Origin of the sequence: Roseovarius faecimaris, from assembly GCF_009762325.1 — a bacterium.
GTDB lineage: Bacteria > Pseudomonadota > Alphaproteobacteria > Rhodobacterales > Rhodobacteraceae > Roseovarius > Roseovarius faecimaris.
In genome coordinates, this window is the sequence record NZ_CP034348.1 from 3,691,890 (window position 1) to 3,705,117 (window position 13,228).

At 62.3% G+C, this 13,228-nt stretch carries 14 protein-coding genes; 1 reads left to right on the forward strand and 13 read right to left on the reverse strand.

Annotated elements, in window-relative coordinates; all coding sequences use genetic code 11:
- Window positions 1-58: 58 nt before the first annotated feature.
- From infB to pip, 9 genes are all read right to left on the reverse strand, one after another.
- Window positions 59-2,554: a translation initiation factor IF-2 gene (infB, locus tag EI983_RS18360; RefSeq protein ID WP_157708782.1), complete on the reverse strand. Its 2,496-nt coding sequence runs from the start codon at window positions 2,552-2,554 to the stop codon at window positions 59-61.
- Window positions 2,551-3,183, reverse strand: a complete 633-nt coding sequence (locus EI983_RS18365; protein WP_157708783.1) for an RNA-binding protein — start codon at window positions 3,181-3,183, stop codon at window positions 2,551-2,553. Before EI983_RS18365 ends, infB begins: the two co-directional genes overlap by 4 nt.
- A gap of 24 nt (window positions 3,184-3,207) precedes the next feature.
- A complete protein-coding gene (nusA, locus tag EI983_RS18370) occupies window positions 3,208-4,827 on the reverse strand; it encodes a transcription termination factor NusA (RefSeq protein WP_157708784.1) in 1,620 nt (539 codons plus the stop codon).
- A gap of 3 nt (window positions 4,828-4,830) precedes the next feature.
- On the reverse strand, window positions 4,831-5,406 hold the full coding sequence (gene rimP, locus EI983_RS18375; protein ID WP_157708785.1) for a ribosome maturation factor RimP: 576 nt from the start codon (window positions 5,404-5,406) through the stop codon (window positions 4,831-4,833).
- 115 nt (window positions 5,407-5,521) lie between these two features.
- Window positions 5,522-6,391 carry a metal ABC transporter permease gene (locus tag EI983_RS18380; protein WP_157708786.1) on the reverse strand — a complete coding sequence of 290 codons (870 nt, stop codon included), beginning with the start codon at window positions 6,389-6,391 and terminating at the stop codon, window positions 5,522-5,524.
- Window positions 6,388-7,245, reverse strand: a complete 858-nt coding sequence (locus EI983_RS18385; RefSeq protein ID WP_157708787.1) for a metal ABC transporter permease — start codon at window positions 7,243-7,245, stop codon at window positions 6,388-6,390. Before EI983_RS18385 ends, EI983_RS18380 begins: the two co-directional genes overlap by 4 nt.
- Window positions 7,242-8,108 carry a manganese/iron ABC transporter ATP-binding protein gene (locus EI983_RS18390; protein ID WP_157708788.1) on the reverse strand — a complete coding sequence of 289 codons (867 nt, stop codon included), beginning with the start codon at window positions 8,106-8,108 and terminating at the stop codon, window positions 7,242-7,244. Before EI983_RS18390 ends, EI983_RS18385 begins: the two co-directional genes overlap by 4 nt.
- Window positions 8,105-8,998: a metal ABC transporter substrate-binding protein gene (locus EI983_RS18395; protein WP_157708789.1), complete on the reverse strand. Its 894-nt coding sequence runs from the start codon at window positions 8,996-8,998 to the stop codon at window positions 8,105-8,107. The genes EI983_RS18390 and EI983_RS18395 overlap by 4 nt, the downstream gene beginning before the upstream one ends.
- A gap of 146 nt (window positions 8,999-9,144) precedes the next feature.
- Window positions 9,145-10,122 (reverse strand): prolyl aminopeptidase, encoded by a 978-nt coding sequence (pip, locus tag EI983_RS18400; RefSeq protein WP_157708790.1) that lies wholly within the window; start codon window positions 10,120-10,122, stop codon window positions 9,145-9,147.
- Window positions 10,123-10,170: 48 nt separating this feature from the next.
- Here pip and ubiG point away from each other — a divergent pair, with 48 nt between their 5' ends.
- Window positions 10,171-10,917 carry a bifunctional 2-polyprenyl-6-hydroxyphenol methylase/3-demethylubiquinol 3-O-methyltransferase UbiG gene (gene ubiG / locus EI983_RS18405; RefSeq protein ID WP_157708791.1) on the forward strand — a complete coding sequence of 249 codons (747 nt, stop codon included), beginning with the start codon at window positions 10,171-10,173 and terminating at the stop codon, window positions 10,915-10,917.
- A gap of 28 nt (window positions 10,918-10,945) precedes the next feature.
- Here the strand turns inward: ubiG and EI983_RS18410 are convergent, their stop codons facing one another.
- Genes EI983_RS18410 through EI983_RS18425 form a run of 4 tightly spaced genes read right to left on the reverse strand, consistent with a single transcriptional unit; the run spans window position 10,946 to window position 13,227 of the window.
- Entirely contained in the window at window positions 10,946-11,389 is a 444-nt protein-coding gene (locus EI983_RS18410; protein ID WP_157708792.1) for a MarR family winged helix-turn-helix transcriptional regulator, read from the reverse strand.
- A 1-nt stretch (window position 11,390) separates the two neighbouring features.
- Complete coding sequence (locus EI983_RS18415) at window positions 11,391-12,221, reverse strand: carbon-nitrogen hydrolase family protein (RefSeq protein WP_157708793.1); 831 nt, start codon at window positions 12,219-12,221, stop codon at window positions 11,391-11,393.
- A gap of 8 nt (window positions 12,222-12,229) precedes the next feature.
- Entirely contained in the window at window positions 12,230-12,487 is a 258-nt protein-coding gene (grxC, locus tag EI983_RS18420; RefSeq protein WP_157708794.1) for a glutaredoxin 3, read from the reverse strand.
- A 32-nt stretch (window positions 12,488-12,519) separates the two neighbouring features.
- Complete coding sequence (locus tag EI983_RS18425; RefSeq protein ID WP_425500888.1) at window positions 12,520-13,227, reverse strand: double zinc ribbon domain-containing protein; 708 nt, start codon at window positions 13,225-13,227, stop codon at window positions 12,520-12,522.
- Window position 13,228 lies beyond the last annotated feature (1 nt).

The following is a 13,228-nucleotide window of genomic DNA, read 5'->3' on the forward strand; positions in this document are numbered from 1 at the left end:
CAAACGAAAAAGGCGGCAGAGAGACCTGCCGCCTTCGTCTTGTCTGTTTGCCGAATGATCAGTCCAGCTGACGCTCGACCTCTTCGCGCTCGAAGATCTCGATCACGTCGCCAACACGGATGTCGTCGTAATTCTCGAACGCCATCCCGCATTCCTGACCCGACTGCACCTCCGGCACCTCGTCCTTGAAGCGCTTCAGCGTTTTCAGCGTGCCTTCGTGGATCACCACATCGTCGCGCAGAAGACGCACACCGGCCGACCGCCGCGCCACGCCTTCGGTGACAAGGCAGCCCGCCACCTTGCCGACGCCCGTGACCTTGAAGACCTCTTTGATCGTGGCATAGCCGATGAAGTTCTCGCGCACTTCGGCCGAGAGCAGACCGGAGGCCGCCGCTTTCACATCGTCCACCAGATCGTAGATCACCGAGTAATAGCGGATCTCCACGCCCTTCTGGTTGGCCGAGTTTCTCGCAGGCGCGTTGGCCCGGACGTTGAAGCCGATCACCGGCGCGCCCGAGGCTTCGGCCAGGCCGATATCGCTTTCGGTGATGGCGCCCACGCCCGAATGCAGAACGCGCACGCGCACCTCATCGTTGCCGATCTTGTCCATCGCCTGAACGATGGCTTCGGCAGAACCCTGCACATCAGCTTTGACCAGGATGGGCAGCTCGGCGACGTTTTCATCTGCCTTGGCCTGCGCCATGAGTTGCTCAAGCGAGGTTGCAGCCCCTGCCGCGGCGCGCTTCTCTTTCGCGGCCTTCTCGCGGTATTCAGCGATTTCACGCGCCTGGGCTTCGGTTTCGACCACGTTCAGCACATCGCCGGCTTCGGGCGTGCCATTCAGGCCCAGGACCTCAACCGGCACGGACGGTCCGGCTTCCTGCACGCGGTCGCCCCGGTCGTTGATCAGGGCGCGCACGCGGCCATACTGTTCACCCACAACAAAGATATCGCCTTGCCGCAGGGTACCTTTCTGCACCAGAACCGTGGCCACGGGGCCGCGGCCGACGTCCAGCTGCGCCTCGATCACGGCGCCTTCGGCGGCGCGGTCGGGGTTGGCCTTCAGCTCCAGGATCTCGGCTTGCAGCGCGATGGCCTCAAGCAGCTCATCCAGGCCCTGCCCGGTGATCGCCGACACCTCGACATCCTGCACTTCACCTGACATCGCCTCGACGATGACCTCGTGTTGCAGAAGATCGGTGCGCACCTTCATCGGGTCTGCATCGGGTTTGTCGATCTTGTTGATCGCCACGATCATCGGCACTTCGGCCGCCTTGGCGTGGTTGATCGCCTCGATGGTCTGCGGCATCACCGCGTCATCGGCGGCCACAACCAGCACAACAATATCCGTCACCTGTGCACCGCGTGCCCGCATCGAGGTAAACGCGGCGTGGCCCGGTGTATCGAGGAAGCTCAGCACATGGCCGCTGTCGGTCGTGACCTGATAGGCGCCGATATGCTGGGTGATGCCCCCGGCTTCGCCTGCCACGACCTTGGCATCGCGAATCGCATCCAGAAGCGAGGTCTTGCCGTGGTCCACGTGGCCCATGATGGTGATCACCGGCGGGCGCGGCTGCAGGTCTTCTTCCTTGTCTTCAACCGTGTCGATCACATCCTCAACATCGGCATCCGACACACGGGTGACCTTGTGACCAAACTCTTCGATGATCAGCTCGGCAGTGTCGGCGTCAATCGACTGGTTTTGCGTGACCATCATCCCGTTGGTCATCAGCGCCTTGACCACATCGGCCACACGTTCCGACATCCGGTTGGCCAGCTCGGAGACAACGATCGTCTCGGGCAGCTGCACATCGCGGATCACCTTTTCGCGTTCCTGACCGCCGCCGAGGGCTTTCTGCCGGGCACGCTCCTGCTTGCGTTTCATCGCAGCGAGCGACTTCTGGCGCCCGCCTTCGCCGCCCGAGAGCGCCTGGTTCAGTGTCAGCTTGCCAGAGCGACGGCCATCGTCACGGTCGCGGCCGCGACCGCGCGTTTGATCACGGTCCTTGGCGGTGTCCTGCTTGCGCGGGGCCTGTTTGGCAGGGGCACTGCGCGCTTGTGCCGGATCTTCTGCGGGTGCAGCAGCAGCGGCCGCAGCAGCCGCAGCAGCGGCTTCGGCCTCTTCGCGCTTGCGCTCTTCTTCCTCGGCCTTGGCTTTCGCCCGTTCGGCAATCTCTTTTTCTTCGCGTTCCTTGGCCTCGGCCTCGGCGCGGCGGCGGTTGCGCTCTTCCTCACGGGCCTTTTCTTCGGCCTCGCGCTGTGCCGCTTCCTCTGCCTTGCGTTCCTCAGCCGCCTGCAGCGCCTTGATCCGGCGCTCCATTTCCGCCTCGGAAATCCCGGCGGGGCGCTTGGACGGATCGCTTGCGGGCGCCTTCGGTTTTCCACCACCCGGCGTGCCCGAAGTGGCCGCTCCCGGTTTCGGGACGACAACGCGCTTCCGCTTGGTTTCCACCACGACGTTCTTGGTGCGCCCGTGGCTGAAGCTCTGCTTCACGTTCCCCGAACGGGGACCGCCACGCACACCCAGAGTTTTCTTTCCGTCGTTCTCGCTCATTCCGTTCTACTTCCTTTCCGGCGGGTCTTTTCGCCGTCCGAGACGCGAAAGGCTTTCAGCCTTGCCGCCTCCTCTACAACACGTTGGGACAAACCTCCAGCACCCAATGCCGCATGGATCGTGGTCTGTTTCCCAAAGGCCCGGCCCAGCTCGTCCGCTGTCAGCCAGCCTATGAATTTGCCGCCATAGGGCGTGCTCAGTTTCGATTTGCCCCGCTCCGACCCGTCAGAGGCCTGGATCAGCACCCGCGCCTCCTCCATCTGGAGCCAGGACTTGACCTTCTCATAGCCCGCCACGGCATTGCCGCCCTTGCGCGCGAGGCTGATCAGGTCGATCACCCGGCGCGATAGCTGCGCCTCCACAAGGGCGGCCAGATCGTCGGGCACTGTGACCGGCTGTCGCGCCGCACGGGCGAAAAGCCCCTTGCCCGCCGCCTTGGTCAGCGCCTCGGGTGTGGAACACACCCAGATCCCGCGCCCCGGCAGCTTGCCCGCCAGGTCCGGCACTACCTGCCCGTCGGGCCCCACCACAAAACGGATCAACCCGGATGCAGGCCGCACCTCACCCGTGGCGATGCATTTACGCTCGGGACCGTCTTGGCGGTCTTTGGGTTGCCCAGCGCGACCCATCAGGTGCCTCCGAGGCCTGAAAGATCAGGCCTCGGCCTCCTCTGAGGCTTCGCCGTCTTCGGCACCCTCGTCCTGCGGCAGCAGGTCATCGGGGTCCACCCAGCCAAGCATGACACGGGCGGTCATAACCATATCCTGTGCTTCTTCAAGCGTTACGTCGAAGGGTTCCAGAATACCGTCATCCTTGATGCGCTCACCATCCTGCGTGGTCCAGCCGCCGGCCAGTTCCCAGTCTGCGCAGGTGGCGAAATCCTCAAGCGTTTTCACGCCATCTTCGGCCAGTGCACGCACCATTTGGGGTGTCAGACCTTCAAATTCAATAAGGCTGTCTTCGGCTCCCAGTTCACGCGCCTTATCAAGCGCCTCCTTGGCTTGCGCTTCCAGCACGTCACGGGCGCGAGCCTGCAGCTCATTGGCGGTGTCTTCGTCCACACCGTCGATCACCAGAAGCTCGTCAAGCTCGACATAGCCCACCTCTTCGAGCGTGGTGAATCCTTCTGAGACCAGAAGCTGCGCAAAGAACTCGTCAAGATCGAGCGCTTCCATGAACAGCTTGGTGCGCTCTTCGAATTCCTTCTGACGGCGTTCCGAATCCTCGGCCTCGGTCATGATGTCGATATCAAGCCCGGTCAGCTGGCTGGCCAGGCGCACGTTCTGACCGCGGCGGCCGATGGCCAGCGACAGCTGGTCCTCGGGCACCACCACCTCGATGCGCTCGGCTTCTTCATCCAGAACCACCTTGCTCACCTCGGCAGGTTGCAGCGCGTTCACCAGGAAGGTCGGCGCATCCTCGTTCCACGGGATGATGTCGATCTTCTCGCCCTGAAGCTCGTTGACGACCGCCTGCACGCGCGATCCGCGCATACCCACACAGGCGCCCACGGGATCAATCGAGTTGTCATAGCTGATCACAGCGATCTTGGCACGGCTGCCCGGATCACGGGCGACGGCCTTGATCTCGATGATGCCATCGTAAATCTCCGGCACTTCCATCTTGAACAGCTCGGCCATGAATTCAGGCGCGGTGCGGCTCAGGAAGATCTGCGGGCCGCGGGCCTCGCGGCGCACATCCTTGATATAGCAGCGGATGCGGTCATTCGGGCGATAGCTTTCGCGGCCGATCTTCTCGTTCCGGCGCAGGATCGCTTCACCACGGCCCACATCGACGATGACATTGCCGTATTCCTCGCGCTTGACGACGCCGTTGATGATGGTGCCTGCACGGTCCTGGAACTCTTCGAACTGGCGGTCACGCTCGGCCTCGCGCACCTTTTGCAGAATCACCTGCTTTGCGCTCTGCGCGGCGATGCGGCCCATTTCCACCGGCGGGACCTCTTCCACGAACGTGTCGCCCACCTTGGGGTCGTCCATATATTGCTTGGCCTGCGCCACGGTGAATTCGGCCTGATAATTCTCAAGCTCGTCATCCTCGACCACGGTGCGGACGCGGGTAAAAGTCGCCTTGCCGGTCTTGCGGTCGATCGAGACGCGGATATCCATCTCGGCCCCGTAACGGCTCTTGGCGGCACGGGCGAGGCTCTCTTCCATCGCTTCGACCACCAGAGCGGGGTCGATCATCTTTTCGCGGGCCACGGCCTCGGCGGTTTGCAACAGCTCCAGCTGGTTGGCGGATGTGATTGCCATGGGTCAGTCCTCCTCAGAACCGGTGATGGTTTGAATTTCGTCAAATTGCTCTTCGCTGATCTCGCCCGCATCCTTGCGCGCCTTCAGCATGTCGCGGATCAGCTCATCGGTCAGCACCAGCTTGGCCTCGACCAGCCAGTCAAACTTGAGCCCGATGGTGCCTTCCTCGATATTGATCAGCACCTCGTCTCCATCGGTGCCGGCCAGCTCGCCCTTGAAGCGCTTGCGCCCGTCGATCAGCTCGGCGGTTTCCAGCTTGGCCTCGTAGCCCTCATAGGTGTCGAAATCCTTCAGCCGGGTCAGCGGCCGGTCAATGCCGGGGCTGGAGACCTCAAGCGTGTATTCGTCCGCAATCGGGTCTTCCACATCCAGAACGGCGCTCACCGCGTTGGAGATCTCGGCGCAGTCATCCACCTCGATCCCGCCATCGGGCTTGTCGGCCATGATCTGCAACATCGTACTCTTGCCGCCCATCAGCCGGATGCGCACCAGCTCATACCCCATGTCCTCGATGACAGGGGTGACGATCTCGGCCATCCGGCGATCAATCGCTGCTTTGGCAATCAGGTCGTTGGTCATGGTGTCCTTGGTTGGGTTTCAGGCACAAAAAAACGGGCGCGCGGCCCGTGGATGTTTTCCGGTGGAGCCTCCGGTGTGGACCCGAACGCGCCGCTGTTGACGGGGATATACGCCTCTAGGGATGAGTCTGCAAGGGGGTGTCTCGCTCTTTCCTGACTTTGGCAGACGCCCGCCGCGTCAACACCTGCCGCCGCAGGAACGCCAGCAGGAACAGCGCCGTCAGGATCAGGATGATCGTGGGTGCTGGCGCGCTGTCGAGGAAGAAGCTCAGGTAGGTGCCCAGAAGCATCGACCCCATACATACCACCACCGACACCCACAGCATCGCGCTGAACCGGCGCACCAGCAGGAAGGCAATCGCCCCCGGTGCGATCAGCAGCCCGATGGCAAGGATCAGCCCGGTGGCCGACAGCGTGGCCACGACGGTCAGCGACAACGCCGTGAGCAAGCCGTAATGCAGTAGGTTCACCGCCAGGCCACTCGCCTGTGCCTGCGCGGGGTCGAAGCTGTGCAAGAGCAGGTCTTTCCACTTGAGCAGGATCGCCCCGGCGACCAGCAATGAGATCACCCCGGAGGTCCAGAGCTCATGCGGCTCCACCCCCAGCATATTGCCAAACAGGATATGATCGAGATGCGCGTTCGTCTCGACCGAAACATAAAGCACGATGCCAAGACCGAACATGCCCGAAAAGACCACGCCCATCACCGTGTCCTGCTTCACCCGGCTGTTCCCACTCAGATAACCCGTCGCCACGGCGCAAATCATACCCGCCGCGAAGGCGCCGATAATCAGCGGCAGCCCAAGGATATAAGCCACCACAATCCCCGGCAGCACCGCATGACTGACCGCATCGCCCATCAGCGCCCAGCCTTTCATCACCAGAAAGCAGCTCAGTAACGCGGCGGGCACCGACACGATGAGCGAGATCAGAAAGGCATTCTGCATAAACGGAAACTGGAAGGGAAAGAGCAGTGTCTCGATCATCCCCGCCCCTCCAGCGCCAGCCGCGCCTTGCGTTTGGCAGCCAGCAACCCGTGCTTGGGCGCAAAAACAAATGCCGCGAGAAAAAGCACCGTCTGTAAACAGACGATCACGCCCCCCGTGGCCCCGTCGAGGAAGTAACTCGCATAGGCGCCGGCAAAGCTGGTGCCCGCACCGATCACGACCGACACGATCAGCAACCGGGGAAAGCGATCACACAAGAGATACGCCGTCGCCCCCGGCGTTACGACCATGGCAATCACCAGGAAGGCACCGACCGTCTGCATTGCCGCCACCACAGAGGCCGACAAAAGCACAAAGAACACCGCTTTCAGCAGGCCCGGGTTCAGACCCAGCGTTCGGGCATGGCTTTCGTCAAAGAAGGTGACCATCAGGTCCTTCCATTTGAACAGCAGAACCGCCAGCGTCACAAACCCGATGATCGCCAGTTGCAGCGTATCCTCGGGCGTGATGGCCAGGATATTGCCCATGGTGATGGTCTGGATCGAAATTGCCACCGGGTTCATGGACACCATGAACAGGCCCAGTCCGAAGAACGAGGTGAAGATCAGCCCGATGATCACATCCACCTTCAGCCCGGACCTCTCGGACAGCAAAAGCATCGCCCCCGCCGCCAGACCCCCGGCAATGAAGGCACCCAGCGCAAAGGGCAGGCCCAGCATATAGGCCCCGGCCACCCCCGGCACCACGGAATGCGCCAGCGCGTCGCCGATCAGAGACCAGCCTTTGAGCATGAGGTATGCCGACAGAAACGCACAGACCCCACCCACCAGGGCCGAAACCCACATCGCATTGACCATGTAGGTATAGGCGAAAGGCTCCAGCAGGGTGCTCATGGCTCTTCGCGCTCGGTGGTCTGGGTTTTCTCGCCATATTGAACGAAAGGCCGTTCGTCATCGGTCAGGATCGTCACCTGCCGCGCGTCGTCATCGTCATGCAGCGCATCGCCGCCGATGGTGAAATGCCTGAGCACACCGCCAAAGGCCTTCATCAGGTTCTCACGGGTAAAGGTCGTCTCGGTCGGGCCATGACCCAGCACCGTGCCTTTCACCAGGATCGTTCGGTCGCAAAACTCCGGGACCGAGCCAAGGTTATGGGTCGAAACCAGCATCACGCGGCCCTCTTCGCGCAACTCCCGCAAAAGCGCGATAATCTGGTCCTCAGTGGTCACGTCCACGCCGGTGAAGGGCTCATCCAGCAGGATCACCTGCCCGTCCTGCGCCAGCGCCCGCGCCAGGAACACGCGCTTGCGCTGCCCGCCCGACAGCTCTCCGATCTGGCGGTGGCGATACGCGCTCATTCCGACGCGGTTCAGCGCCTGATCCACAGCCGCATGATCGGCCGCACGCGGGCGGCGCATCAGGCCCATATGCCCGTAACGCCCCATCATCACCACATCTTCGACGAGAACGGGAAAATCCCAATCCACCTCTTCCGCCTGCGGCACATAGGCCACGAGATTGGCCTTGAGCGCCTCGCGGACTGTCCGGCCAAGGATGCGAATCTCCCCCTTGGCGGTGGGCACGAAGCCCATAATCGCCTTGAACAGGGTCGATTTCCCGGCCCCGTTCACCCCGACCAGCGCCGTCACCGTCCCGCGCGGGATGTCAAAACTGGCATCCCACAGCGCCGTATGGCCGTTTCGGTAGGTGACGGTGACGTTCTTGGCACTGAGGCCGGGATCGGTGGTTTGGTTCACTCGGCACTCCCGGTCAAGCCGCGCACAATCGTCTCGGAGGTCACGCGCAGAAGGTCGAGATAGGTGGGCACGGGCCCGTCCGCTTCACTCAGCGAATCGACATAGAGCACACCGCCATAGGTCGCACCGGTTTCGCGGGCCACCTGTTCGGCGGGGGCCGTGCTGACCGTACTTTCACAGAAGACGGCGGGAATGTCATGCTCCCGCACCCCGTCGATTACCGCGCGGACCTGTTGCGGTGTGCCCACCTGATCGGCGTTCATCGGCCAGAGATAAAGTTCCTGCATCCCGAAATCCCGCGCCAGATAGCTGAACGCCCCTTCACAGGTCACCAGCCAGCGCTGATCCTTGGGCAGCGCCGCGATACTCTCGCGCAGGGGTTCGATCGTGGCGCGCAGCGCGTCCTTGTAGGCGGCGGCATTGTCCAGATAGATCTGTGCGTTCTTCGGGTCTTGCGCCCCAAAAGCGGCGGCGATGTTATCAATATAGATCAGCGCATTATCCAGCCCCATCCAGGCATGCGGGTTGGGCTTGCCCTCATAGCTGCCGGTTGAGATCATGATCGGGTCGATCCCTTCAGAGACGGTGACACTCGGCACATCGCCCAGGTTACGCAGGAATTGCTCAAACCACAGCTCAAGGTTCATGCCGTTCCAGAGGATCAGATCGGCATCCACCGCGTTGACGATATCGCGCGGGGTCGGTTCATAGCCATGAATCTCGGCGCCTGGCTTTGTGATCGATACAACCTCGGCCGCTTCCCCGGCCACGTTCTGGGCAATGTCGGCCAGCACGGTAAAGGTGGTCACAACCTTCATCCGTTCCTCGGCCTGCGCAAAACCGGCCCAGAGGGCAATAACAGCGGTCAGACTGGCAAGAGTGATCTTCATTTTTCAAACATCCTCGTGATGGTCGTCCCTCGCGTTGAAATTGAGAGTCATTCGCAGGATGTCAAGATTAAATGCGAATAATTCGCAAATGTGATCGGCCCGAGGTCAGCCGGGAAGGGGTTTTCGGGTCTGCTGCTGGACGTCTCTCAGACTCGTCTTGCAAGCCGGTCCATCACGCTGACCAGCTCGGCGCTGATCCCGGGTTCCGACAGGGCGTGCCCCGCCAGGGGGATCATCCGCAGATCGGCCTTCTCTCCCCAGGCTTCGGCCAGTGCATAGGCCCCCTGCGGCGGGCAGATCATGTCATAGCGCCCCTGCACGATCGTGCCCGGAATATGCGCGATCCGGCCCATGCGGTTGAGGATATGGCCATCCTCCTCCAGAAACCCGCCATGGGTGAAATAGTGGTTCTCAAGCCGCGCAAAGGCACGGGCGTAATCCGGCGGGCTCGACCCGCCATGTCCGGTGGACTGCACGGTCGCCAGCGCATTTTCCCAGGCCGACCAGGCTCGGGCGTGCTCCACCTCTTCGGTGTGATTGCCGGAAAACAACCGCTTGTGATAGGCGGCGATCATATCCCCGCGCTCTTCCTCGGGAATGAGCGCCTGGAAATGCGCCCAGGTCTCGGGCCAGAATTTTCCGGCCCCCCCGCCATAGAACCAGTCAAGCTCTCCTTGCGTCATCAGGAACACACCCCTCAGCACCAGATGCCGGGCGCGATTGGGATGGGTTTGCGCGTAGATCAGAGAAAGCGTCGCGCCCCAGCTTCCACCGAAAACGATCCATTTCTCAACGCCCAGCGCCTCGCGGATGCGCTCGATATCGGCCACCAGATGCCAGGTTGTGTTCGCCTCGACGCTCGCATGCGGCCGCGACCGGCCACAACCGCGCTGATCGAACAGCACAATGCGATACACATCCGGATCAAAGTACCGGCGCATCGCCGGGCTGCACCCGCCACCGGGGCCGCCATGCAGCACGATCACCGGCACACCGTCATGCCGCCCCGATTGTTCGACATAGACCTTGTGCCCGTCGCCCATATCCATCATGCGCCGGTCGAAAGGTTCGATCGGCGGGTACAGATATTGGATTGCGCTTTTCCGGTCCGGGCTTTTATCCATGACCAACCTATATAGAGTGCAAACCCAAAAGAGCACATGGAGAGCAGAATGCAAGCCGCTCAGTCCACGATTGATCAACATGAAGTCGCCAAATTCGAAGCCATGGCCGCCGAATGGTGGGACCCCAATGGCAAGTTCAAGCCACTGCACATGCTCAATCCGTGCCGACTCGATTACATCACCCGCCAGATCGCGGCGGAGTTCGATCGTGATCTGTCCAGCGACGCGCCGTTTTCGGGACTGCGTATTCTCGATATCGGGTGTGGCGGCGGCCTGCTGAGCGAACCCATGGCGCGCCTTGGGGCCGATGTCGTAGGGGCCGACGCGGCCGAGCGCAATATTCCCGTCGCGCGCGTACACGCCGAGCAATCGGGGCTGAATATCGACTATCGCCACACCACCGCCGAAGCATTGGCGGCGTCAGGAGAGCAGTTTGACGCCGTTTTGAACATGGAAGTGGTCGAGCATGTGGCCGACCCGCAAGAGTTCCTGAACGTCTGCGCGGCTTTGCTCAAGCCCGGCGGTCTGCATGTCTGTTCGACCATCAACCGCAACCTCAAAAGCTATGGCATGGCTATCATCGGAGCCGAATACGTGATGCGCTGGCTTCCCAAGGGCACGCATGAATGGTCAAAATTCATCACCCCGGACGAGCTTTACGGGTTCCTGTCCAAGGCCGGGCTGAACCCGGTGGATCGCAAGGGCTTTGTCTTCAACCCGGTCAGCTGGAGCTGGTCCCTGTCGGATCGCGATCTGAGCGTGAACTATGTGACCGCCGCTGTGAAACCGGGCTGACGCGCGGCCCGGGCCTTCTCCGGGGCTTCTAGCCTTCAGGCGTCAGTTTCTGGCGCAGCTCCCTCAGTACGGGCAGCGTCGCACGCACCTTTGCATCTCCCAGCTCCGCCACCGCTTCGGAAATCAGCGGAGTGATCGCCGCCAGCGCGGCATCCCGCGCCGCACGCCCGGCGGGGCTGATCGCCACCTTCTTGCGCCGGGCATCATCCCAATCGGGGCGGATATGCACGTAACCTGCCCATTCCAGCTTGGCCAGGGTGTTGGTCATGGCCCCGCGCGTGACGTTGAAATTTTTGGCAAGCTGCGCCGGGCTGCGCTCATCGGCGATCCGCGCCAGATGATTGAGCACCGAGAAATGCGAAATCTCCATCCCCTTGGGCAGCACTCTTCCCAGCCGGTTTCGGATCAGCTGTTCGTTCGAGAGAATCTCGCTGAAAAGTGAAACGGCAAGGCTGTTCGATGCGTCAGACATGTCACGGCCCGTCAAATGTCGTGTCGTTGGTCATGGCAGGGATGCGCGCGCGGGCAATCTCCACTTGGGTAAGGTCAAGCTCAATGGTAACGACCCCTTCCCCGGTCCCACCATTGGCCAAAACGTCGCCCCACGGCGACACGGCCAGGCTATGGCCATAGGTCGTGCGCGGTTTGCCCGTCGTGGCCTGATGCGTTCCGGCCTGTGCCGGTGCCAGGATATACGCCCCCGTCTCGATCGCCCGGGCGCGCAGCATACTCTCCCAATGCGCCGCTCCGGTAACCGGGGAAAACGCCGACGGTACAGTGATCACCTGCGCGCCGCGCCGTGCCAATTGCCGGAAAAGATGCGGAAACCGCAGGTCATAACAGATCGTAAGGCCCACACTGGCAAAAGATGTGTCAGCCAACACCATCCTGTCCCCGGGCCTGTAGCCCGCCGACTCGCGATAACTTTCCGTCTCCGACACGGTGACATCGAACATATGGATCTTGTCATACCACGCCACAATCGCGCCATCCGGGGCGATCAGAAAAGAGCGGTTCGCAAAACGCCCGTCGGCATCCTGCGTCTTCAACGCCAGGGATCCGATCAGAAGCCAGATCCCATGCGCAGCCGCCTTCGCCCGCAAGGCCGCAAGGGTGATATCCTCCTCCTGCCGTTGCAGTACATCCTGCTGCCGGGCGCGGCTGGAGGACACGCAATTCGTCACCTCCGGGGTCAGAACAAAGCCCGCCCCCTGCCCCACCGCCGCATCAATCAACGCCTCGGTCCGGGGCAGGTTGGCCGCCGGATCGTCGCCGCTGTTGAGCTGAAGGAGGGCAGCGCGCATCACCGGGCTCAGGCGCTTAGAAGCGCATCAAGCTTGCCCGCCCGCTCCAGCGCATAGAGGTCGTCACACCCGCCCACATGCACGCCGCCGATAAAGATCTGCGGCACGGTACGCCCGCCATTTGCGCGCTGAACCATCTCCGGCTTGCGCGCGGGATTGGCCAGCACGTCGATTTCGGTGAACGCTGCGCCCTTTTGGGTCAGCAGCCGCTTGGCCGCGCTGCAAAAGCCGCAAAGCGGAGACGTGTAGATGTCGATCTGTGGCATAGGGGCCTCTTGAAAGAACGGTTTGCCCCTATCTAGGCGTCCTTGGCCGCGCGCGCCAGTACCCCGATGAGGACCCGCCTTGCGCCTGCGTTCTGACAGGCCTGAACCGACGCCGACAAGGTGGCCCCGGAGGTCATGACATCGTCAATCACCAGGATCGTCCGCCCCTCGATCAGATGGGCGCGTTTCGGATGCACGCGGATCGCCTGATCAAGCTCCTGAAAACGGTTGTCATGGGTCAGCCCGCCCAGGCTTTGCGTCGGCTTCGTGCGGATCAGAAGATCGGGGCAAACCGGCTGATCCAGCTGTTTTCCGACAGCCTGCGCCAAAAGGGCCGATTGATTGTAGGTGCGTTTGAGAAGGCGCATCCAGTGCAAGGGCACCGGCGCGACAAGCACCTCGCCACCTGCCATCATGGGCCGCACCGCAGCAGCCAGCCATTGCGCGCAGGGGCGCAGAACCTCCTGCCGGTCACCATGCTTTAGCGCCAGGATCAGCTTGCGGCCGTTGTCACGATACAACATTGCCGCGCGCCCCTGCGCCCAGGGACGCGCCACGCGCATACAATCGTCGCAATGGACCGCCTCGCCACCGCCCTCCCCCGGAAGAGGCGCGCCGCACAGGTCGCAGACAAGCCCCGCAATCAGCGGCGTGTCACGCCAGCAGGGGCCGCAGAGCGCGAAATCGCTCTCTACCTGCTCGCCGCAGATCGTGCAGCGCGGCGGATAAATCAGGCGCAAC